The following is a 20,929-nucleotide window of genomic DNA, read 5'->3' as shown; positions in this document are numbered from 1 at the left end:
GGGTGCTGCAAATGGAGCAGGTACATGATAATCAGGTAGAGGATAGCGGCCTTACGATAGATTTTGCGGTTCAGGGCATGAGCTGCTCAGCTTGTGCGGCAAGAATAGAGAAAGCAGTCAGCAAAATGGATGGTGTTCAAATGGCTGCCGTCAGCTTTCCGCTTCGCACCGCTTGGGTGCAGTTTAAGCCTGAGCGGCTCGGAGCGAAACAAATTGCTGATCGTGTCAAGCAATTAGGTTTTGAAGCGATGCTTAATGAGACAGCTAAAGAAGGCTTGCACAAGGAGCATCGTATATTGAAGCTGCGACTCATAGCTTCAGCGGTACTTACGGTACCGTTATTAACTGGAATGATGCAGCATCTGCCGTTTTTAAGGCCGATGCTTGATTATTTGCCTGCTTGGCTTACTATCCCTTGGTTGCAGCTCATACTAGCCACGATTATTCAATTTGCAATAGGCTTGCCTTTTTACTTCGGTGCTTATCATGCGGTACGCGAGCGAAGCGCCAATATGGATGTGCTTGTTGTCATTGGAACGACAGCCGCCTATTTGTACAGCCATTATGTCGTATTTCAAAACGGCTTGTTTCGGTCGATCTCAGAGGTGGCTGCTCATGCACCGCCATTGTATTTTGAAACTTCTGCTGTCGTAATCACAGCTGTCCTGCTGGGTAAATACATTGAAGTTTCCGCCTCGCTGCGTGCGCAGCGCGGATCAGACGGCTTCGGCAAACTGCAAAGTCAGACGGCGGCGGTTGAACGGGCAGGTGAAGTGATACATATTCAGACCGAATTTGTTAGAGCGGGCGATATTGTCATCGTAAAGGCAGGAGAAACGATTCCGGTCGATGGCATTGTATGCGGCGGTCACTCCGCAACCAACGAATCATTGCTAACAGGCGAGAGTCTGCCGATTGCAAAGCGGGAAGGAGATCAAGTGTGGGCGGGAACTTGGAATGAAAGCTCGCAGCTTCGCATTCGTACGAAGGCAGCTGGCCATGATACGATGCTTAACCGCATACAGGAGCTTGTTCGTCAAGCACAACGGTCAAAATCAGCCATTCAGCGAAATGTAGATGCGGCTGCAAGCTGGTTTGTTCCTGTTATGCTTCTCTTCGCCGTAGCAACGGTTTTCATGTGGGGATTATTTCTTGAGCCGGGGAATTGGAGCCGAGCATTCATCTGCGGCATTGCTGTTTTATTAGCAGCCTGTCCATGCGCGCTTGGTCTAGCCGCACCGATCTCACTTGTCATTGCAGCCAGCAGACTTGCGAAACAAGGCATTATTACGAAGGAAGCGGGCGCGCTTGAACGTTTGGCAAGTATTCAAACGATCATTTTTGATAAAACAGGAACATTAACGGAAGGCAAGCCTCATATAAGTGCTTCACTAGCTATTAAAGGAAGCCGAAATGCTTTGCTGAGATTGGCGGCAGCCGCTGAAGCGGACTCCACACATCCGCTTTCAAGAGCAATTGAGAAGGAGGCGGTCAGACTAGGGCTTATTATTCCAGCTTCCAGTCATCATGTCTTCACACCAGGCGGAGGCGTTGAAGCGATAATTGAGGAGCAGCGCTTCGCTATCGGAAACGCTCGGTTTGCAGCAGAACGCCAATGGGCTTTGAGCGTCGATATCATTGCATTCGCAAGGCAGCGTGAGGATTTGGGTGAAACCGTGCTATATGCAGCAATAGACGATGAGATTGCTGGTGCAATCGCATTTAGCGATAAGATAAAGGAAAACGCGAGAGAGACAGTGAAAGAGCTTAAAAATTTAGGGGTTTCCGCTGTTCTAGCGACTGGAGATCACAGGGCGCCGGCAATTGCTGCTGCAAAAGCGGTTGGGATTTCAAGCATACATGCTTCCATGCTTCCCGAAGGCAAATTGGCGCTGGTGGAGCAGTTAAAGCGTCGCGGCAAACGAGTCGCAATGGCAGGGGATGGATGGAATGACGCACCAGCATTAGCCGCAGCCGATGTTGGCTTAGCAATGGGTGAAGGAACAGATGCAGCGCTTAGCGCAGGCCATATGACGCTGCTTTTCTCTCGTCTGCACGCCATTCCAGAAGCGATTCGAATTAGCAGATTAACGATTCGAAATGTGCGTCAAAATCTAACCTTTGCTTTCCTATACAATGTTATCGTCATCCCTTTTGCTGCTTTTGGTTTGCTTGAGCCTTGGATGGCTGGAACGGCGATGGCGCTTAGCTCTGTTTCTGTTGTAAGCAATGCGCTTCGGCTTTCTGGTCAGCTGCAAAGCAAGAGCCGGGTTGGTGCAAGCAGATGACACTGACTTGGCAGCTGATTGGATTCATTATTTTAACAGGCTTATTCAGCGCACCTCATTGTATCGGTATGTGCGGGGGGATTGTATCAACCGTCTCATTAAATTCCTCAGCGCCAGTCAAAAAATCAATGCTTCTATATAATACAGGCCGCATTCTCTCTTATTCCTTATTAGGGGCTGTAATGGGAACGGTAGGTTCTTTTGTGGATGTTGCAGGTAAATTTGCAGGGGTTCAAGGATTGGCATCCATTATTGGCGGCTGTTTCTTGCTGCTCTGGCTTTGGCGGAGATTTCAGCTGCCGCTCATGAACCGATTGTCTAGCTTTCTGCACAAAAGATTAGTAGGCGGTGCTTCTCGCTCTGCTAAGCAGGAAACGTTCCATTTGCTCGCAACTGGAATAGCCTTCGGATTTTTGCCATGCGGCTTAACTTATGCGATGCAAATGACGGCAGCCTCCACTGGCTCAGGACTTGAAGGAGCGGCTGTCATGGCCTTGTTTGGGCTATCGACTTTCCCTGCTTTAGCTGTGGCTGCTTCGATCGCTGCTTTTGCCAATAAGAAATGGCGGCGATTTATGCGTAAAGCAAGTGTAGTCACGGCGATTGCTGTGGGTGTCATCTCGATTTTGCGCGGGCTTACGGTGAATGGTGTCATTCCTTCGATTAATCCATGGCTTTGGTAATTTGCTAATTAGTTAGCTAATGAACCGCTCGCAGTAATCTGTCGATGGTATACGTTTGGTCAACCGTCTTGAGTTTTAGAGTCGCTTTCCATGTGCCAGCCATCAGCGGTACGCCTTCGCCCGTATATGTTCCAGGATCAGCTTCCGTCATTTTAAACTCGTAATCACCGCAAACCATATCCATCATCTCAAGCTTGACTGATAGTTCAGCTCCTTGTAATGGGGCGCCCGAGAGATCAGTAAGCTCGATTTTAAATAAATTGTTGTGTAGCACCTTCGCTGGATAACCATCGATGGACCATTTAGCTTCGCCTTTGTCGAAGAGATGTTCCGTCATGGGCGGCGATAATTCTTCGCCTTTACGGAGCCATGTGAAAATTAAAACAACGACAATTGCCAAAACCAATAAAATGATAGTGAATTTTAGCAGATTATAATTTGGTTTGTGTTCTGCTTTCATATTTAGGAAAGAACCTCCTTTATGAGTTGTATATTCTTCTGTTAGATTCATAAAAAGAACGCGTGTTAGAACGGATGTATTATCTGCTGTCTGCTATTTGTTTGAGGAACGAATGTTTAGAAAAATAAAAGTATAGCAAGGGCGGAGAAGTCACGAATTGTGGTAATGGAAATCAGATACGCTATTGTGCTCACTTTCGCTTTTTTGGCAACCGTAACGGACACAGAAGCTCTAACTCTCATTAGGCTTCACAAGTTATTTTTTAGCTCACTTTTTTCCAAACATCTGATTCTATGTCCGTTAGCATCAAATATGGGCCCGATTCTTGAATATAGCGAATTGTATGTCCGTTAGCTTCAAAAATGAGCCCGATTCTTGAAAATTACATCTTGCTGCTCAGTTCAGGCCAAGGCTAAACGCACTCATCATGGTTAAAAAAACGCGCGCTAAGAAATAGACCCATTACGTTACCTATGCGGCAAATGAGTGAAGCAGAACGTCGATAATTAGGATGAGTATGGCATGGATGACATTAGACAAATAGAACAAGACGTTGTATAGTAACAACGGATCATTTTATAGATGATGGACGGGGATAGATGCACCATATCTTCACCTGCATGATCCGATTTTGTTGGAGAAGCTGTTCGCTTAGCCTAATTAGAAAAAGCGTATACTAGCATTTCTGACTCAAGGTCGGGGATGCTATTTTTAATACGATATATGACGCAGGAGGAGTAAGGAAAATGAAAAGGTTACATAAAAGTACAATGAAAACGCTAGTAGGTTTGCTGCTCGTGATGATGCTCGTATTCACAGGAGCATGCGGTGCAAATAAGGACACGGTTAACGAGCCGGGAAAAACAACGAACAATGCTGGTCAGACTGCAACTAACGAGCCATCCAAGGCGAATGAATCGACCGTTTATCCACTAACATTAAAGGACGATACAGGTACGGAGATTACATTTGAGCAAGAGCCAACTAAAATTGTCTCGCTTGCTCCTAGTGAAACTGAAGCTATTTATGCAATCGGCTCAGGTGACCGTGTGGTAGGTGTTGATGAGTCAAGCAACTATCCTGAGGAGGCGGCAAGCAAGGCAAAGGTTGGCGATATGACGACAAATATTGAAGCTGTTGCAGCTCTCAATCCGGATCTCGTGCTGGCGTCTTCTTCAATGAATGGAGAGGCAATCACGAAGCTCAGAGAACTGAAAATTCCGGTCTATGCGACAGACCCTCTCACGTATGATGCAGTTATTGCCAAAATCGAAAATTTAGGTCATATTATGAATAAACAATCCGAAGCGGCTGAGGTTGCAGGCCACATGCTTTCAGTGAAGCAACAAGTTTCGGATGCAGTTAAGAATGCAGTGAAAAAGAAAGTGTATTTAGAATTTTCCCCAGGCTGGACCGTTGGATCTGGCACATTCCTTGACGAATTGCTGGCACTGGCTGGCGGCGAGAATGTTGCAGGAGCTGCTCCAGGTTGGTATGAGGTGAGTGCAGAGTCGATTGTTACTCAGAATCCCGAGCTTATTATATACCCTGCATTGAAGGAGGAGCCGAATCCGATTGTTGTTGGCATTGAGAGCCGTCCAGGCTGGAATGTCATTGATGCGGTGAAAAATAAGCAAATGCATGCAGTAACGGAGGACCCACTTGTTCGTGTAGGGCCGAGACTTGCAGATGGTTTGCTGGAGCTTGCGAAAGTGATTCACCCGGATCTCGTAAAATAATGATGACCTATAAATTAGTTTGGTATGGAGGAGCAGCTATGCTCCTTCTTGCTGTTTCTATCGTTGTAAGTTTGTCGATTGGCTCGGCTGGTATTTCCATTCGAGATGTTTGGGGCATTTTGCTTCACCAGCTGCCGTGGTTTGCCGATAACACAGTCCCTTATACACCTGCCGAAATAGCGATCGTCACGCAAGTACGTCTATCGCGTATTTTGCTTGCCGTCCTCGTTGGTGCTTGTCTCGCACTAGCTGGCACGGGTTTTCAAGGGGTTCTTCGAAATCCGCTGGCTGATCCTTATACACTAGGAGTGTCTTCGGGGAGCTCAGTTGGTGCATCATTCATTATTTTATTTGGCTTGCAGTCAGCGATTGGCATGTGGACGATACCGCTAGTTGCTTTTGCTACAGGAACCTTGACGCTGCTTGGTGTTTTTTGGCTGTCTCGCAACAAGGGTGTTATACATATTGAAACGCTTATTTTATCAGGGGTTATCATCCAGTCCTTTTTAGGCGCTTTTGTATCATTCATGGTGTCCGTCTCAGAGGGCGTTGTGAATCAAATTTTGTTCTGGTTAATGGGATCGCTTGCGATGAGAAGCTGGGAACATGTATATATGCTTATTCCTTTTCTCGCGGTAGGCTTTCCACTACTGCTTGCATATGGGCAATCTCTCAATTTATTTGTACTGGGGGAACGCCATGCAGCGCATCTTGGCATCCGTGTCGAGAGAACGAAGCTGATCGTCTTAATCAGCTCGACCTTGCTGACGGCAGCAGCAGTCTCTGTTTCTGGTGTAATTGGTTTTGTTGGACTCGTGGTTCCACATCTCATTCGTTTGCTCGTTGGCCCCGACTATCGATTAATTACCCCTTTATCGGCTATCGGTGGAGGCATATTTATTTTATGGGCTGATACGCTTGCGCGCATGGCGCTGACGCCTAAGGAAATTCCGCTTGGCGTTGTTACGGCTCTGCTTGGTGCGCCATTTTTTGCGTATTTGCTGCATCGGCGAAAGCTGAAGCAAGGAGGGGCGTTATGATTGAGGTGCGCAGCATCGTTCAGACGGTGCAAGGGAGGACTGTGCTCAATAAGCTTTCCTGCTCATTTCAAAAAGGGCGGATGTACGGTGTTATTGGACCTAATGGTGTTGGCAAATCAACGCTGCTGCATGTATTGTCAGGCGTTGAACAGCCGGTGCAAGGTGAAGTTTTATTCGAGGGGCAGAGCATCACGGCATATCCAAGAAAGCAAATCGCACAAAGGATGGCGGTTTTGCAGCAAAGCGGTTTGCCTCAGGTAGGATTCTCTGTGCGTGAGGTTGTTAGCATGGGAAGATACCCTTTTCAAAACTGGCTTGGCAGCGATAAACATGATTCAGAGGAAATTATTGATAAAGCGATATTGACCATGGGACTCGAAGAGCTATCGCATCGCAAAATGGATCAACTAAGCGGCGGCGAACGTCAACGTGTTGCTTTGGCAAAGGTTATGGCGCAGGAGCCCTCTATTATATTATTGGACGAGCCGACGACTTATTTGGACATTGGTTACCAAATTCAGCTTTTGGATACGGTACGTGCTTGGCAGCGTGAACGTGAACTGACCGTTATTGCTGTCCTGCATGATCTTAATTTGGCTTCGCTTTATTGCGATGAGCTTGTCGTTCTTCATGAAGGCAAAGTTGCAGCAGCTGGAACACCCAGGGCGGTCATAACTGCAGGTCTTATCAAGCAGGTTTATCAGGCGGATACAACTGTGATCGTCCATCCTGTTACGGGTGCTCCGCAAATATTGCTCCAACCGAATATGAAAATATAAAATATTAAAAAAACGTTTGAAGGAGTTATGAAATTGAAACATGCATTGGAAACTCAGCTTGCAGAGACGATCAAACAAATCAAACCATTTAATGAAGAGGCAGCAGAATTAGCTGTGAAGCATTCTGATTCTTTGACGAAACCGCCAGGCAGCCTCGGCAAGCTAGAGACAATCGCCAGGCAGCTTGCAGGCATTTCAGGCGAGCTGTGGCCAGATTTGTCACGTAAAGCCGTTATTGTCATGGCGGGTGATCATGGAGTATGTGATGAAGGAGTTAGTGCGTTTCCACAAGCGGTGACACCACAAATGGTGCTCAACTTCCTCAGCGGAGGGGCAGCTGTCAATGTGCTGGCAAGACAAGCTGGCGCAGATGTTGTTTGTGTGGATATTGGTGTAAATGCGGATTTGGAGCATGAGATGCTAGTGAGCCGTAAAGTGGTGCGGGGGACGGCTAATATGGCCAAGGAGCCCGCGATGACACGTGAAGAAGCCGTCCAAGCTATTATTGTTGGGATTGAAGTGGTTAATGAGCAGGTGCAACGCGGCTGCCGTTTATTTGCAACAGGTGAAATGGGTATTGGCAATACGACAGCCAGTGCGGCGTTAACGACCGTATTGACGGGCCTATCTCCTGAGGAATCAGTCGGCCGAGGAACTGGCATAAATGATGAAAGCTGGGCAAATAAAGTACGGGTAGTCAAACGCGCAATTGCTGTCAACGAATTGGACCGCGCTAGTGTCGATCCAATCGATGTGCTGGCTAAGGTTGGCGGTGCAGAAATCGCAGGGCTTGTTGGCGTTATTATCGGAGCTGCAGCAAACGGCTGCCCAGTCGTCATCGACGGTTATATTTCATCTGCTGCGGCGCTTGTCGCATCGCGGATAGCGGAGCAGACGCTTCCCTTTATGATTGCTTCCCACCTCTCTCAAGAGCAAGGCCATTTGAAGCTGCTTGAATCAATAGGCTTGCTTCCTATGATGCAGCTGGAGATGCGGCTTGGCGAAGGTACAGGTGCTGTATTATGTTTTCATTTTATAGACGCTGCGCTCCATCTCATGAATGAAATGGCAACATTTGAGAGTGCAGGCGTATCCAAAGGTTAGGTGAGCGTGAATGGCAATTCTAGTAACGGGCGGAGCAAGAAGCGGGAAGAGCGGATTTGCCGAGCAATATGCGATGAGGGTTGCAGCCCGTGGATTTTATATTGCGACCTGTCAGCCGTATGATACGGAGATGCGCGACCGAATAGGAAAACATCGCAAGGATCGTGAAGATGCAGGCTTCCGCTGGCAGACCATCGAAGATCCGCATGAAGCAGCAAATGTGCTTTACAGATTGAAGGAGCAAATTGATAAAGAAATTTCAAACGGACAGCAGCCTGCTGTCGTATTGCTTGATTGCTTAACGTTATGGCTGACGAATTGGCTTATGCGAATAGAACAAGAATCGTATGAAGATACGAGGCTGAAAATGGAGCAGCAGAAACTTCTCGAAGCTATTAACAACTATCCATATCCATTAATCATTGTAACCAATGAGGTAGGAGATGGCATTGTTCCGGCATATCCTCTAGGCAGGCTTTTTCGAGACGAGGCGGGGAGGTTCAACCAACAGATTGCTGCGATATGCGAGCGGGTTTTTCTCGTCACCGCAGGCATTCCAGTTGAATTGAAATCGCAAGCGTTTAACTGGGATCAATTATGATGATTTATTCTATAAAGGAGCTCCTGCTCCTCGCAGCGGCAGCCATTGCAATAGATTGGATCGTTGGTGATCCGAAATGGCCAACTCATCCCGTCATCTGGATAGGCAGGCTCATTCGACTGCTGGAACGTTTGCTTGCTCCTGAACGATTGAAGGAACATCCGGCTGCTGTAAGAGGTTTAGGTGTAGTGTTGACCGTTGTCACACTCGTTGTGAGCTGCGGCGCAATGTGGTTCATTATTTGGGCGGCAGATGCTATACATACTTGGCTAGGCTATGCGGTGAGCGCATGGTTTATTTCCACAACACTAGCGGTGAAGGGCTTAAAGGAAGCAGCCATGCTCGTTTATCATCCATTAATGGAAGGCAGATTAGATGAAGCACGTAAATATGTTGGTTATATCGTAGGCCGAGATACTGCAAATCTGGATGAGCGGGAGGCGTCGCGCGCTGCAATTGAGACGGTTGCTGAAAATACGGTAGATGCACTCGTGTCACCGTTGTTGTTCGCTTTAATTGGAGGCGCACCGCTTGCAATGCTCTACCGTGCAATGAATACGCTGGATTCCATGGTCGGATATCGCAATGAAAAATATAAGTATTTTGGCTGGTGCTCGGCACGGACGGATGATGTGTTAAATTATATCCCTGCAAGAATAACTGGCGTTTTGCTTACGCTGTCTTCGCTGTTTGATCAGAGAATGAAGGCGAAGCAGGCGTGGCTTGCCATTCGCACGTTTGCTCATCTTCATCCTAGTCCAAATAGCGGCATACCGGAATCAGCGGTTGCAGGGGCGCTAGGCATTGAGCTTGGCGGTATGAATTCGTATTTTGGCGTAGTCAGTGAACGAGCAAGGATGGGATGGCCAACTCGCCAACTGGAACCAAACGATATTGTACTAAGCGTGCGGTTACTGTACAGCGTTAGTTTTATATTATTTGCGGGGGTGATCGGCGTATGGTTCGTCGTGAATTAAAGCTGCATTTCCAAGCACTTATTGCTGCTTTTCAATTTCTAACTCGTTTTCCAGTTCCCATCACGGTTCCTTTCCAAGGATCTGTTCTCTCGCGAAGTGTCGTCTATTTCCCTGTAGCTGGTGCGTTTATCGGTATCTGTCTCCTTGCATGTACGTGGCTGCTAGCATTATTTGTCCCTGCTTGGCCAAGTGCTGTACTGATTCTTGCGATATGGACTGCATTAAGCGGGGGCCTGCATTTGGACGGTTGGATGGATACAGCAGACGGCGTGCTGAGTCACCGCTCTCGCGAGCGTATGCTAGAGATTATGAAGGATAGCCGAGTAGGAGCGATGGGCGTCATTGCCGCAGTTTTGCTCCTTCTTCTCAAGGCGTCGTTATTAGCAGAACTGCTGAAAGGTGACCATTTTGAGCAATATGGACCATTGCTTGTCATCGCGCCGATTTGGAGCCGTGCTTGGATGAGCGCGGCTATTGCAGTGTGGCCGAATGCCCGTCAGGGTGAAGGGATAGCTGTTTTATTTAATGAGGTCAAATGGCCGCAGGCGACTTCTTCTTTTGTGATGGCAGCCATTCTTTCTGTCCTTACTTTTTGGATCGCCGGCACCGGTACAAACGTAGCATTAATAATGCTGCTTATTATCGTCATCTTAACGATTTGCTGCGGTGGTTTTATAGCAGCATGGTTAAATCGGAAGCTTGGCGGATTAACTGGGGATACATATGGTGCGATGAACGAAGCGATTGAAGCGTTATTGCTGCTTGCGGCGGTCATCTGGTTATACGCGCAATAGAAAAGGAGTTGTTTTTGTTAAATGTTAGAAAGATATGGTCATGGCGGCGATTTGCGGACCGCGGAAGAAGCGTTCGATATACCTGCGCATAAATTTGTTGATTTTAGCTCGAACATGAATCCGCTAGGAGCGCCATTAAGCGTTAAACAAGCGCTTCTTACCTATGCAGATATGATAGAGCAATATCCTGATCCAGCCGTTCGCGGCCTAAGAAAGAAGCTTGCTGAACTACATAATATTGATGCTCAATCCATCGTAGTAGGTAATGGAGCGGCAGAACTAATCGATCTAATCGTCCGTACGCTGCAACCAAAGTTAACGACGCTTGCCATTCCGTGCTTTGATGAATATGGCGATGCCATTCGGAAAATCGGCGGAGCTGTGTATGAAATTAAATTATCATCTCAAATGCAATTTAAGCTTAGCTTGGATTCCGAGCATTTATGCGAAGCGGCCGCCACAGGATCATTAGTTATGCTCGGTTCGCCAAACAATCCAACGGGTCAGCTCGTAGATCCAGAGCTTATACGTGCACTCTTAAGTAAAGGAGCCTATGTTGTAGTTGACGAGGCGTTTATGGATTTTGTACCTGATGAAGCACGGTACAGCCTTATTCAAGAAGCAACTAAGCATGAACGGTTGTTCGTCATCCGCTCAATGACAAAATTTTATGCGATACCCGGCATTCGACTTGGATATATCGTTGGCATGCCTAGAACGATAAGCGGCTTGCGACGCTTGCAAATACCATGGAGCGTTAATTCTTTAGCGCAGCTGATTGGCGAAGCGGTGCTGGATGAGAAGGATTATGCAGAGCGTACACTTGCTTGGTTAGAGCAGGAAAGACCTTGGCTCATGTCTGAGCTTGAGGCGATCGGCTTTGAAGTTAACCCAAGTGCAGCCAATTATTTGCTCATTCGGATTCCGAGCGATGCGGGACTCAGTGCCAGCATGCTTCAGCTCGAGATGGGCAAGCAGGGGGTGCTTATTCGCGATGCATCAAGATTTGCAGGGCTTGATCATACGTATATCCGGGTTGCCATTAAACTTCGGCAGCAAAATGAACAGCTGATCGCTGCTTTTAAGCATTGCTTGAAATGGAATGAAAACCAAGGCGGATAAGGAAATTTGAACGAATTGCAAAGTTCCTATCCATTCCAAATTAAACTCATGCATAAGCTTCTATGACAGCCAAAGGAGGGAAAAGAGTGACACAGCCCTTTCGCAAAAATCAGCATTATTATCAATCACAGCTGTGGTGCGGCGTAAGCTTGCAGCTCCTTGAGGACCGCATTGAAGCAAGCAGCAATGTTCCTTTGTATGCGCTAAGCAGCGCGATTCATCCGGGCGGCTTTTCTTATACCAATCGTATTGTGAATTGGAAAGTTCCGCTTACTTATCAATGTGAAGATCCTGTTCTCGACATCATTAATCAATGTACGGAATGGGGCTGCGAACCAGAAGCTACTGTAGGATTATTAACAGCAGCGAAGCTGACACATGCATCCATCACTGAAATGGAAGGCGATCGGTTTAAGCTTATCTGCTGTACGACGGTAGGCACACGAAATGCAGCAAGATCTGGTATGCCGCGAAGTACCTTCTCTGCTTATTCTCCAGGAACGATCAATATTGTTATTTTAATCGATGGTCAAATGACTGAATCAGCTATGGTGAATGCGGTCATCACAGCAACTGAAGCGAAAACAGCAGCATTACAGCATTTAGGCATCGTTGAGATGAAAACAGGACAATCAGCTACGGGGACGACAACGGATGCCATTGTCGTAGCGGTTAGTCAAGCAGCAAGCTGGAATGCGGTTCATGCGTATGCTGGTGCAGCTACGACAATTGGGTGCGCGATTGGAGAAGCGGTCTATGAGACTGTACTAGAAGCAACACGAACGCAGCATGATGACTAAGGATTAACGACCTTCGCCATAAATTCTATAAGGAGGTATGCAAATTGGAATTTTGGATACGAAAAGCGACGATCGATGATCTTAAGCTTCTCTCTCAAATGAACAAAGAGCTTATCGAGGATGAAGGCAGCCGTAATCCAATGACTCTCGCGCAGCTTGAAGACAGATTCCTCGGATGGCTGTCAAGCGACTGGGAGATTGCATTGTTTGAGAAGGCTTCTGCTATTTTAGGATATGCGGTTTACCAAATCAGGGAAGATGATTTTTATCCAGAGGAGTCAAATGTTTATCTCAGACAGTACTACATCGCTCGACAGCAACGGAGCCATGGTTATGGTAGCGCAGTATTCAAACAATTAGTCCGCGTCTCATTTCCAAGCGGTGCCAAAGTGACGATTGATGTGTTGGCCTCCAATCCGCGCGGGCAGCAATTTTGGACGAATTGTGGTTTTGAACCCTATTATACGAACATGCAGCTTAAACAATGAAACAGCGTACTGCTTTTACTTTTGCCGACTACCGACTACGCCATGCCGGGAGACAAGATGACAATGGGGATGCTAATTGAAATTGTCTTTGAGTTTATTGCCGATTTATTTATAGCGGACGGAAACGGGAAATGGGAGAAGCTCAAACAGACAAAGTACGAGAGAAAGCTGCGAAAATGGGCAAAAGAATACGAATGGTTTGAGCATTTATCCGCAATCTAGACTTAAACCTGGAAGCAAGGCGCCAATTAGAGGGAATGCTCATTGATAAATATAAAAGAAGCAGCGGAACAAAATAGCGGAGTTACATTACAGCGATTGTGAAATCGTGTAAAATGATAAAGTTGAACAATCGGTCATAAGATCGATCGTGTGCCGCTTAGAACGGAGGAACATCCTTTGATTAAAATAGTAGGTTATACAAAACAAAAGCAATGGTTAACTGATTTAACGATAGAAGATCTAAACTCGCCTGAGCTTGACTGGTATTGGGTCGACTTTAGTAACCCGAAGGAAGAGGAGTGCAGACTGCTCGATACCTTTTTTCATTTTCATCCGCTCGCTATCGAGGATTGCTACCATTTGCTTCAGCGGCCGAAAGTAGATCATTACGACGATATTCATTTTTTTGTGCTGCACGAAATTGAGCGTAAGACGTTGACCGTAAATGAAATCAATATGTTCATCGGTCCATCATTTATTGTTACGTTTCATTATGAGCGATCACCAGAGATTGAGGAAGCTCAAACTAAGCTATTATCGAGCACGAAGATCGGCGACAAAGGCCAGCTATATGCGGCATATCTCGTAATAGACAAGCTGGTTGATCAATATTTTCCTGCGGTTCATGAGCTGGAAGACCAGCTTCTTGACATGGAAATCGGAAGCGGCGACGAACAAAGTCAAACGGCGATGAGCGATATATTCAACATACGTTCTAGGCTGCTGCGTTTGCGCAAAACGATTGTCCCCATGCGTGATTTATTGTATCGTATAACGAATTCCGATCGCATTGACGGGCTGAAGCCTTATATGGCCTTTTATCATGATATTTATGATCATTTGCTCAAATTGACTGAAATGATGGATTCAAGTCGAGAGATGACGGCAGATCTTCGCGACAGCTTCATTTCCTTTAACTCCAATCGGATGAACTCCATTATGAAAACTCTTACCGTTATCACGACGATCTTCATGCCGCTCACTTTTTTGGCTGGTATTTATGGCATGAACTTTCGTAATATGCCTGAACTGGAGTGGACGTGGGGTTATTTTGCTGTCATAACGATTATGCTCGTCATCGGCCTTGGCATGTATGCTTGGTTCCGAAGCAAAGGTTGGTTTAAATGAATGTTAAGGAGCTTGGAGAGCAATGGAGATGAAAGAACCTGCTCGGATGAGCAAAAAGCGGCTGTTCACCATAGTCGGCATTATGGCAGGCATTATGCTTGTACTCGTCGTGATGCTTTATTTAATGATTATTTCACTCGGAAATCGCAATGCGGTTAATCTCTCAAAGTCTGAGCAAGCATTGCATTACTCCTATTTTTCAAAGACTTCAACTAGTGGGGTAAAGCTGCACGTACTGCAAACAAAGCCAGCCTATGTCACGCTTGAAACGATCAATACAAATGTTACCCTTACTGGGAAGGTCGGCATTAACGGCGGATTTTTTTACGGCAACCAGCTATTAAGCATCGGAGTCGTAAATAGCATTCCGGTTAATAAGGAAATTGGCAATTTCGGAACGGGAAGTGAAAACGTGAAATATGCGCGTGGCACACTCGTTTGGGATGGCGCTTCTGATTCATTAAGCGTTCAGGTTGCAAGCCAAGCGTCCGAGATAAAAGTGAAGGATCACACACGTTTCTGGGCACAAGGCGGTATAAGCATGAGCTTAGGCGATGATGCACATTGGATCGAGCAGTCGGTTAAGGAGAATGCGCCGTTCCCAGATGACAATCGCTTGCGATCGGCAGCGGTGTACGATCAAGCAGGGACGTTATTCTTAATTGTTAGTGAAACGAAGAACTCGCTTGCCGTATTAAGAGAAGCAATTATATCAAGCATTGGCGATGGAAAGCTGGTTGACGGCATATTTCTAGATGGTGACGGGTCGTCCCAGCTTTTTGGCAGCAAGGCATCGTTGCCTGGAGATAATAGACCGGTTGTACAAATGATTCGGATCGTAAAATGAGTTGAGATAAGATAAGGAGCAATCAGCATGAATCAACAGCAATTGCCGATTGATCAGGTATTGCCGGAACTGCTATTGGCTCTGCAAAGCGGTGTAAATGTGGTGCTGATCGCAGAGCCGGGGGCCGGAAAGACAACACGAGTTCCGCTTGCGCTGCTTGATCAGCCATGGCTGGGAAGCAAAAAAATAATAATGCTTGAGCCGCGAAGACTCGCCGCACGTTCAGCCGCACAGTTTATGGCAAAATCGCTTGGCGAGCAGGCTGGTGAAACGATCGGTTACCGGGTGAGATTAGATTCTCGGGTTAGTTCGCAAACACGCATTGAAGTGGTGACGGAAGGTGTATTAACGCGCATGCTGCAGGAGGACCCCGCACTCGAGCAGGTTGGGGCGATCTTGTTTGATGAATTCCATGAACGGCACTTGCATGGCGATCTTGGCTTAACGCTTTGCTTGCAGTCACAGCAATTGCTGAGAGATGATTTGCGCCTCGTTATTATGTCAGCAACGCTTGACGCAGAGCCGATAGCCGAGCTGCTTGAGGGTGCACCAATTATTAGCAGTGAAGGCCGGGTTTTCCCTGTTGAGACACAGTACATGAAAGCAAAGCTTACGGGACCTATAGAGCCCCACATGGCACGAACGATTATGGAAGCGCTCCGTTCGTTTGATGGAGATGTATTAGCGTTTTTGCCTGGTGTTGCAGAGATACGCCGCACAGCCCGATGGTTAATGGAGAGCGGAGTATCTTCATTTGCTCGAGTAGAGGAGCTGCATGGCAGCTTGCCGCTCGAGAAACAAGATACGGCTGTAGCGCCATGCGCTGATGGCGAACGCAAGGTTGTGCTTGCGACTTCCATTGCAGAATCAAGTCTGACCGTTGAAGGAGTTAAGGTTGTGGTAGACAGCGGCTTAATGCGAGTTCCTCGGTTTTCTCCAAGAACAGGCATGACTCGGCTGGAAACATTGCCTGTTTCGATCGCTTCCGCGGATCAGCGTCGAGGGAGAGCAGGAAGGTTGGCTAAAGGCGTTTGTTATCGGTTATGGACAGAGCAAGAGCATGTTTATTTGCCGAAACAGAGTTCACCCGAGCTGCTTGAGGCAGATCTTGCTTCCCTTGCCCTTGAGCTAGCCATTTGGGGAATAAAAGATCCGCTGGAGCTTAATTGGTTGACGCCGCCGCCTGCAGCTGCTTATGAGCAAGCGGTTGCTTTGCTGAAAGAGCTAAACGCAATAGATGGTGACAGTAAACCAACAGCCGAGGGAGTGAAGATGGCACAGTTTGGTTTGCATCCGCGGCTCGGTGCCATGATTTTGCAGGCTTCAGAGCTAGGTTCTGCGAGACTCGCATGTGATGCAGCAGCTTTGCTAAGCGAACGTGATTTACTTCCACAGGAGCGCAATGTAGATGTGCAGCTACGGTTGGATTTGTTATATCAGCTATCCGGAAAAGATGGCAAACTGCTTATAGGCGGCAGCTCCGAGCATCCTAGCAGTGGCGCAGTACGCCGAATTGTCGCGCAAGCGGATCAATGGGAGCGGAAATTGTCAGCGCAAACCGCTGCCGAGACAGCTTCTGAGAAAACAGCTCAGCACAAGTCGCCTATTCCGATTGGCATTTTGCTGGCATTTGCGTATCCGGACCGAATCGCTCAAAGGCGCAGCGATGGCCGATACTTATTAGCTAATGGCAGAGGCGCTGTACTGCCTGAACTTCAGCCGCTATCGCGATCAGCTTATCTTGCTGCTTGCGAGCTCGATGATACAGGCTCCGAAAGCCGGATACGGTTAGCGGCTGAACTTCATCTAAGCGATATCGAGCATTATCTAAGTGGCTATATAACAGCTGAAGAGGTCGTAGAGTGGGATGCAGCTGCACAAGCTGTTCGTGCAAGGAAACGATTGCGGCTTGGCAGTATTGTGATGAAAGAAACCATTCTTCAGAAACCGGATGAACAACTTGTTGCGGATGCTTTGATTACTGCGATTCAGGAAACTGGATTTGTAATGCTGCCAATGAGCAAGCAAGCGCAGCAGTTGAAAGCAAGGATGAAGCTGATGGCGCTTGCTGGCGATGATTGGCCTGATGCTTCCGATGAAGCGCTTCTCGGCACGCTCAAAGAGTGGCTGAAGCCGCATCTATTTGGGATGAAGAGCCGTGCTGATTTACAGAAGCTCTCCATGCTTCAACTGCTTGAAGGCAAGCTTAGCTGGAAGCAAAAACAAGAGCTTGATGAGCAGGTTCCTACCCATATCGTTGTACCTAGCGGTTCTCGCATACCGATAGACTACAGTGATCCGGAGTCGCCAGTGCTCGCTGTAAGGTTACAGGAGCTATTCGGTCTAACAGATACACCACGACTAGCAAGGGGCAGATTGCCGATTACACTGCATCTTTTATCTCCGTCGCAGCGACCGGTTCAAGTCACACGTGATTTAAGCAGCTTTTGGGAAAATACGTATTTCGAAGTAAAGAAGGATTTGAAAGGACGTTATCCGAAGCATTATTGGCCGGATGATCCTTACACAGCGATGCCGACGAATCGAGCGAAGCCGAGAAACACATAAAGGACTCAGCTGTTTCTGCCTAAGCACGAGAAATCTCCCTATTCTGAGAGGATGTGTGCCAAAGCAATGATCATTTATTTAGTCATACTATATTTGCTGTTTATAAATATTTACACATTTGCACTTATGGGCTTTGATAAGAAAAGCGCTAAGAAGCAGCGCAGGCGTGTTCCCGAAAAACGATTGTTTTTGCTGAGTGCCATTGGCGGTGCAGGCGGAACATGGCTTGCGATGAAAAAATGGCGTCATAAAACAAAACATCGCTCGTTTACGGTAGGAATTCCTTTTCTGTTTGTACTAAATATATTACTCATTCTAGGAGCTGCCAAGCTTATTGGAATGACTGTAAACTCTTGATTGCTTTGAGAAGCCTTCCTATGGTATATTGGGGCTTCTCTTTTTTTCTAGCACACCACAAACTTAGGAGGTAACTGACATGACCGTTCAAAGTGCCTATCAAGAAGAGCAGGATCGATTAACCGAGTCGCTGAATGATATTGTAAATCAGCTTCAAGAAATTGGTCCACGCTATAAAGGCGATGATTTCACAGAGCAAATGCTCGATTTACAGCAAGAGGAACGTAGACTTAGACTTGAAATATCGAAGCGTGAGCCTTATTTTGGCCGCATTGATTTTCAAGAGTTGCCAGTGGGCGAAACAAAGCCCTTATATATTGGAAAAGCCGGCGTGGCAAAGCAAGGCAGCAATGAGCTGCTTGTCATCGATTGGCGTGCGCCAGCAGCAAGCTTGTTTTATTCCTTCACAGGCGGAGAAGCGCCAGCTTCTTATCAATCGCCTGACGGAGAAATTGAAGGATATGTCCATTTAAAGCGAAATTTCATGATCCGCCAGGGAGAAATCATTCGTCTGGTTGATAGTTATGTACGCGGCCAAGAAGAAGGCTCGGTAACGGATGAATTCCTTTTGTATCGCTTAGGAGAGAACAAGGATAATAAGCTGCGTGATATCGTTTCTACGATTCAAGGCGAGCAAGACCGTATTATTCGTGCGGATCGTAACAAAGCGTTGTTTATACAGGGCGTCGCGGGAAGCGGTAAAACGACCGTTGCGCTGCATAGACTTGCTTTCTTGCTTTATCAGTACGCCGATCGGATGCGAGCGGAGCGTATGATCATTTTTGCGCCGAACCGAATGTTCCTAGACTACATATCCGGTGTATTGCCAGAGCTAGGCGTGGGTGATATTCAGCAAACGACGTTCAGTGACTGGTCTCTTGAGCTCCTTGAGAAAACAGTATCTGTCAGCGATCCGTCTGATACGATGGCTTATTGGTTCGAAGAACGCAGAACCGCTTCAGAAGTGGAGAATGCATCGGGGCGCTTTAAAGGGAATCTCGATTTTAAAGCAATTATAGATGAGCGAATCGCTAACTTTGAGCAACGAATTGTGCCAACGACATCTTTTATGCCAATTGACGGGCTTGAGCTGTCGCCAGAGCAAATTCGCGAGTGGTATGATACCGATTATGGCGAAGAGACGCTCATGAAGAAACGAGATCGACTTGTTAGTCGGATTCGTCGCTGGATGGAGTCCGAGCTTAAGATGAAGCGGATTGTTGATAAAAAAATAAGAGCGAAGGCGCTCACTAAGTTTAATAGCTACACCAAAAAAATTCCGGCATATACCTCTTTACAGCTATATGCTTCGTTATTCAGCGGCAAACAGCTTGAGAGCTCTATTCCTAAGGTTATCGCAGCTGCAACTGCCGAACGATTAAAGAAAGAAATGGCTGCTGCGGAGGATTTGGCACCACTCGCCTATATCCAGCTTCAGCTATTTGGATTGCCGAAGCAGTTTTTCGATCATATCGTTATAGATGAAGCACAGGATTATTCTCCGTTTCAGCTGGAAGTACTGCGGCTGTGTCAAAGAACAGCATCGATGACCGTGCTAGGCGATTTGCAGCAAGGTATTCATGCCTACGCAGGCGTACAAAGTTGGACAGAGCTTACCGCTTTGTTTAATGAAGAGCAAATTGACTTTTATGAGCTCAACCGAAGCTATCGTTCAACAATGGAAATTATCGAATTTGCCAACAAAATTTTAGGAAGCATGATCGGCGAAGTCAAACCTGCGGTGCCTGTTTTCCGAAGCGGAGATGCCGTTCTTGCCGTGCCAGTTGAAAATGATAATTGGTTAGCTTCCATTGATGGTACAATCCGTGAATGGCAATCGAAGGCAGAGTATGAGACGATTTCTGTCATTGGCCGTACAGCGATTGAATGCGAAGAGATTTATAACTTCTTGATTAAGCAAGGTTTGGACGCTTCGTTAGTGCAGAGCAAGCAGCCTGCATATGGCGGCGGCCTGTCTGTAGTACCTGTCTATTTGTCTAAAGGATTGGAATTCGATGCCGTTCTTGTAGCAGATGCGAGCGAGGAAGCTTATTCTGAGCTTGATGCGAAGCTATTGTACGTCGGATGCACGCGCGCCTTGCATAAGCTTAAGCTGTTTTATCGCGGAAGACTCACATCACTGCTGGGCGACGAAGCTTAATTTCGATATAATAGGCAGCAACATAACGTCTATCCGGAGGCTACTTATTTATGAACTGGGACGAATGGCTGCCGCCAGTATGGCTCTCTTTAAGAGTATCTATTATTGCTAGCATTATCGTTGCCATTATAGGAATGCTCGTAGCACGCTTCATGTCACGGCATTCTTTTAAAGGCAAAAGTATCATAGAAACCTTCTTCATGCTTCCGCTTGTCCTCCCCCCAACCGTCGTTGGATTCATTCTTCTCATTACGCTTGGAAGAGGGAGCTGGATTGGTAAAGCGTACGAGTGGTTATTTACTCAACCTATCGTTTTCTCATGGATCGCCGCGGTTATCGCGGCGGTCATTGTTGCGTTTCCGCTCGTTTATCAGACGATGAAGGTTGGTTTTCTTTCTGTCGATCGCCATCTTGAGGATGCTGCACGTTCAGCAGGAGCCGGTGAGCTGCAGGTGCTGAGATATATCACGCTGCCGCTTGCTAAACGATCACTGACTACGGCATACCTGCTAGGATTTGCTAGAGGCCTTGGCGAGTTTGGCGCAACCTTGATGATTGCAGGAAATATACCAGGTCGCACGCAGACAGTACCTACTGCTATATACATTGCTGTTGAGACAGGTGAAATGGGAATGGCTTGGGCTTGGACGATAGCCATCATTTCGTTCTCTTTTGTCATGCTGCTGTTTACGGGGCGCAAATTGGAACAATAATGTGAAGGACGAATCCGAATCTAGTTTTCTGCGTATTACTTGCGGAGAAGGAGCGTGC

20 protein-coding genes are annotated in these 20,929 nt (G+C 47.0%); 19 read left to right on the top strand and 1 reads right to left on the bottom strand.

The genetic code is table 11. The annotated features are described in order from the left end of the window. Nucleotides 1–11 precede the first annotated feature (11 nt). Both ACIFSR_RS02860 and ACIFSR_RS02855 read left to right on the top strand, forming a co-directional pair. On the top strand, nt 12–2,288 hold the full coding sequence (locus ACIFSR_RS02860; RefSeq protein WP_430054814.1) for a heavy metal translocating P-type ATPase: 2,277 nt from the start codon (nt 12–14) through the stop codon (nt 2,286–2,288). After that, nucleotides 2,285–2,971: a sulfite exporter TauE/SafE family protein gene (locus ACIFSR_RS02855; RefSeq protein WP_339209057.1), complete on the top strand. Its 687-nt coding sequence runs from the start codon at nt 2,285–2,287 to the stop codon at nt 2,969–2,971. The genes ACIFSR_RS02860 and ACIFSR_RS02855 overlap by 4 nt, the downstream gene beginning before the upstream one ends. A gap of 16 nt (nt 2,972–2,987) precedes the next feature. Here ACIFSR_RS02855 and ACIFSR_RS02850 read toward each other — a convergent pair whose 3' ends face one another. After that, nucleotides 2,988–3,431 (bottom strand): FixH family protein, encoded by a 444-nt coding sequence (locus tag ACIFSR_RS02850; RefSeq protein ID WP_430054811.1) that lies wholly within the window; start codon nt 3,429–3,431, stop codon nt 2,988–2,990. A gap of 746 nt (nt 3,432–4,177) precedes the next feature. Here ACIFSR_RS02850 and ACIFSR_RS02845 point away from each other — a divergent pair. From ACIFSR_RS02845 to modB, 17 genes are all read left to right on the top strand, one after another. Next, a complete protein-coding gene (locus ACIFSR_RS02845) occupies nt 4,178–5,170 on the top strand; it encodes an ABC transporter substrate-binding protein (protein WP_339209061.1) in 993 nt (330 codons plus the stop codon). Between the two features lie 2 nt (nt 5,171–5,172). Then, nucleotides 5,173–6,210, top strand: a complete 1,038-nt coding sequence (locus tag ACIFSR_RS02840; RefSeq protein ID WP_430055118.1) for a FecCD family ABC transporter permease — start codon at nt 5,173–5,175, stop codon at nt 6,208–6,210. Beyond that, nucleotides 6,207–6,989, top strand: a complete 783-nt coding sequence (locus tag ACIFSR_RS02835) for a heme ABC transporter ATP-binding protein (protein ID WP_430054808.1) — start codon at nt 6,207–6,209, stop codon at nt 6,987–6,989. Before ACIFSR_RS02840 ends, ACIFSR_RS02835 begins: the two co-directional genes overlap by 4 nt. A 27-nt stretch (nt 6,990–7,016) precedes the next feature. Further along, entirely contained in the window at nt 7,017–8,093 is a 1,077-nt protein-coding gene (gene cobT, locus ACIFSR_RS02830; RefSeq protein ID WP_339209065.1) for a nicotinate-nucleotide--dimethylbenzimidazole phosphoribosyltransferase, read from the top strand. 10 nt (nt 8,094–8,103) lie between these two features. Then, nucleotides 8,104–8,694: a bifunctional adenosylcobinamide kinase/adenosylcobinamide-phosphate guanylyltransferase gene (cobU, locus tag ACIFSR_RS02825; RefSeq protein ID WP_430054805.1), complete on the top strand. Its 591-nt coding sequence runs from the start codon at nt 8,104–8,106 to the stop codon at nt 8,692–8,694. Beyond that, a complete protein-coding gene (gene cbiB, locus ACIFSR_RS02820) occupies nt 8,691–9,671 on the top strand; it encodes an adenosylcobinamide-phosphate synthase CbiB (protein ID WP_430054802.1) in 981 nt (326 codons plus the stop codon). Before cobU ends, cbiB begins: the two co-directional genes overlap by 4 nt. Further along, entirely contained in the window at nt 9,653–10,465 is an 813-nt protein-coding gene (gene cobS, locus ACIFSR_RS02815) for an adenosylcobinamide-GDP ribazoletransferase (protein ID WP_339209069.1), read from the top strand. Before cbiB ends, cobS begins: the two co-directional genes overlap by 19 nt. 21 nt (nt 10,466–10,486) lie before the next feature. Further along, nucleotides 10,487–11,587, top strand: a complete 1,101-nt coding sequence (gene cobD, locus ACIFSR_RS02810; RefSeq protein ID WP_339209070.1) for a threonine-phosphate decarboxylase CobD — start codon at nt 10,487–10,489, stop codon at nt 11,585–11,587. Nucleotides 11,588–11,673: 86 nt separating this feature from the next. Continuing rightward, nucleotides 11,674–12,387 carry an adenosylcobinamide amidohydrolase gene (locus tag ACIFSR_RS02805; protein ID WP_339209071.1) on the top strand — a complete coding sequence of 238 codons (714 nt, stop codon included), beginning with the start codon at nt 11,674–11,676 and terminating at the stop codon, nt 12,385–12,387. 44 nt (nt 12,388–12,431) lie between these two features. Continuing rightward, entirely contained in the window at nt 12,432–12,875 is a 444-nt protein-coding gene (locus ACIFSR_RS02800) for an N-acetyltransferase family protein (RefSeq protein WP_430054797.1), read from the top strand. 63 nt (nt 12,876–12,938) lie between these two features. Continuing rightward, entirely contained in the window at nt 12,939–13,097 is a 159-nt protein-coding gene (locus tag ACIFSR_RS02795; RefSeq protein WP_430054793.1) for a hypothetical protein, read from the top strand. 177 nt (nt 13,098–13,274) lie between these two features. Continuing rightward, on the top strand, nt 13,275–14,225 hold the full coding sequence (gene corA / locus ACIFSR_RS02790) for a magnesium/cobalt transporter CorA (protein WP_430054790.1): 951 nt from the start codon (nt 13,275–13,277) through the stop codon (nt 14,223–14,225). A gap of 22 nt (nt 14,226–14,247) precedes the next feature. Continuing rightward, nucleotides 14,248–15,072, top strand: a complete 825-nt coding sequence (locus ACIFSR_RS02785) for a hypothetical protein (protein ID WP_430054787.1) — start codon at nt 14,248–14,250, stop codon at nt 15,070–15,072. Nucleotides 15,073–15,099: 27 nt separating this feature from the next. Continuing rightward, nucleotides 15,100–17,640, top strand: a complete 2,541-nt coding sequence (hrpB, locus tag ACIFSR_RS02780; protein WP_430054784.1) for an ATP-dependent helicase HrpB — start codon at nt 15,100–15,102, stop codon at nt 17,638–17,640. A 66-nt stretch (nt 17,641–17,706) separates the two neighbouring features. Further along, nucleotides 17,707–17,997, top strand: coding sequence for a DUF1294 domain-containing protein (locus ACIFSR_RS02775; protein WP_339209079.1), 291 nt, complete (start codon nt 17,707–17,709; stop codon nt 17,995–17,997). Between the two features lie 79 nt (nt 17,998–18,076). After that, entirely contained in the window at nt 18,077–20,158 is a 2,082-nt protein-coding gene (locus tag ACIFSR_RS02770; RefSeq protein WP_430054781.1) for a HelD family protein, read from the top strand. Between the two features lie 50 nt (nt 20,159–20,208). After that, nucleotides 20,209–20,871 (top strand): molybdate ABC transporter permease subunit, encoded by a 663-nt coding sequence (gene modB, locus ACIFSR_RS02765; RefSeq protein WP_339209082.1) that lies wholly within the window; start codon nt 20,209–20,211, stop codon nt 20,869–20,871. Nucleotides 20,872–20,929 lie beyond the last annotated feature (58 nt).

Origin of the sequence: Paenibacillus sp. NRS-1760, from assembly GCF_050467785.1 — a bacterium.
GTDB lineage: Bacteria > Bacillota > Bacilli > Paenibacillales > Paenibacillaceae > Pristimantibacillus.
The sequence above is the reverse complement of the archived record's forward strand: the minus strand, read 5'-3'. Positions and strand labels throughout refer to the sequence as shown.

Bases quoted from the DNA above. Each gene is read 5' to 3' on its own strand.
- ACIFSR_RS02855 (WP_339209057.1), top strand. From the start codon at position 2,285: ATGACACTGACTTGGCAGCTGATTGGATTCATTATTTTAACAGGCTTA.
- ACIFSR_RS02775 (WP_339209079.1), top strand. From the start codon at position 17,707: ATGATCATTTATTTAGTCATACTATATTTGCTGTTTATAAATATTTAC.
- ACIFSR_RS02835 (WP_430054808.1), top strand. From the start codon at position 6,207: ATGATTGAGGTGCGCAGCATCGTTCAGACGGTGCAAGGGAGGACTGTG.
- cobD (WP_339209070.1), top strand. From the start codon at position 10,487: ATGTTAGAAAGATATGGTCATGGCGGCGATTTGCGGACCGCGGAAGAA.
- cobU (WP_430054805.1), top strand. From the start codon at position 8,104: ATGGCAATTCTAGTAACGGGCGGAGCAAGAAGCGGGAAGAGCGGATTT.
- hrpB (WP_430054784.1), top strand. From the start codon at position 15,100: ATGAATCAACAGCAATTGCCGATTGATCAGGTATTGCCGGAACTGCTA.
- ACIFSR_RS02860 (WP_430054814.1), top strand. From the start codon at position 12: ATGGAGCAGGTACATGATAATCAGGTAGAGGATAGCGGCCTTACGATA.
- cobT (WP_339209065.1), top strand. From the start codon at position 7,017: ATGAAATTGAAACATGCATTGGAAACTCAGCTTGCAGAGACGATCAAA.
- ACIFSR_RS02785 (WP_430054787.1), top strand. From the start codon at position 14,248: ATGGAGATGAAAGAACCTGCTCGGATGAGCAAAAAGCGGCTGTTCACC.
- ACIFSR_RS02845 (WP_339209061.1), top strand. From the start codon at position 4,178: ATGAAAAGGTTACATAAAAGTACAATGAAAACGCTAGTAGGTTTGCTG.
- modB (WP_339209082.1), top strand. From the start codon at position 20,209: ATGAACTGGGACGAATGGCTGCCGCCAGTATGGCTCTCTTTAAGAGTA.
- ACIFSR_RS02850 (WP_430054811.1), bottom strand. From the start codon at position 3,431: ATGAAAGCAGAACACAAACCAAATTATAATCTGCTAAAATTCACTATC.
- cbiB (WP_430054802.1), top strand. From the start codon at position 8,691: ATGATGATTTATTCTATAAAGGAGCTCCTGCTCCTCGCAGCGGCAGCC.
- cobS (WP_339209069.1), top strand. From the start codon at position 9,653: ATGGTTCGTCGTGAATTAAAGCTGCATTTCCAAGCACTTATTGCTGCT.
- ACIFSR_RS02770 (WP_430054781.1), top strand. From the start codon at position 18,077: ATGACCGTTCAAAGTGCCTATCAAGAAGAGCAGGATCGATTAACCGAG.
- ACIFSR_RS02795 (WP_430054793.1), top strand. From the start codon at position 12,939: ATGGGGATGCTAATTGAAATTGTCTTTGAGTTTATTGCCGATTTATTT.
- ACIFSR_RS02840 (WP_430055118.1), top strand. From the start codon at position 5,173: ATGACCTATAAATTAGTTTGGTATGGAGGAGCAGCTATGCTCCTTCTT.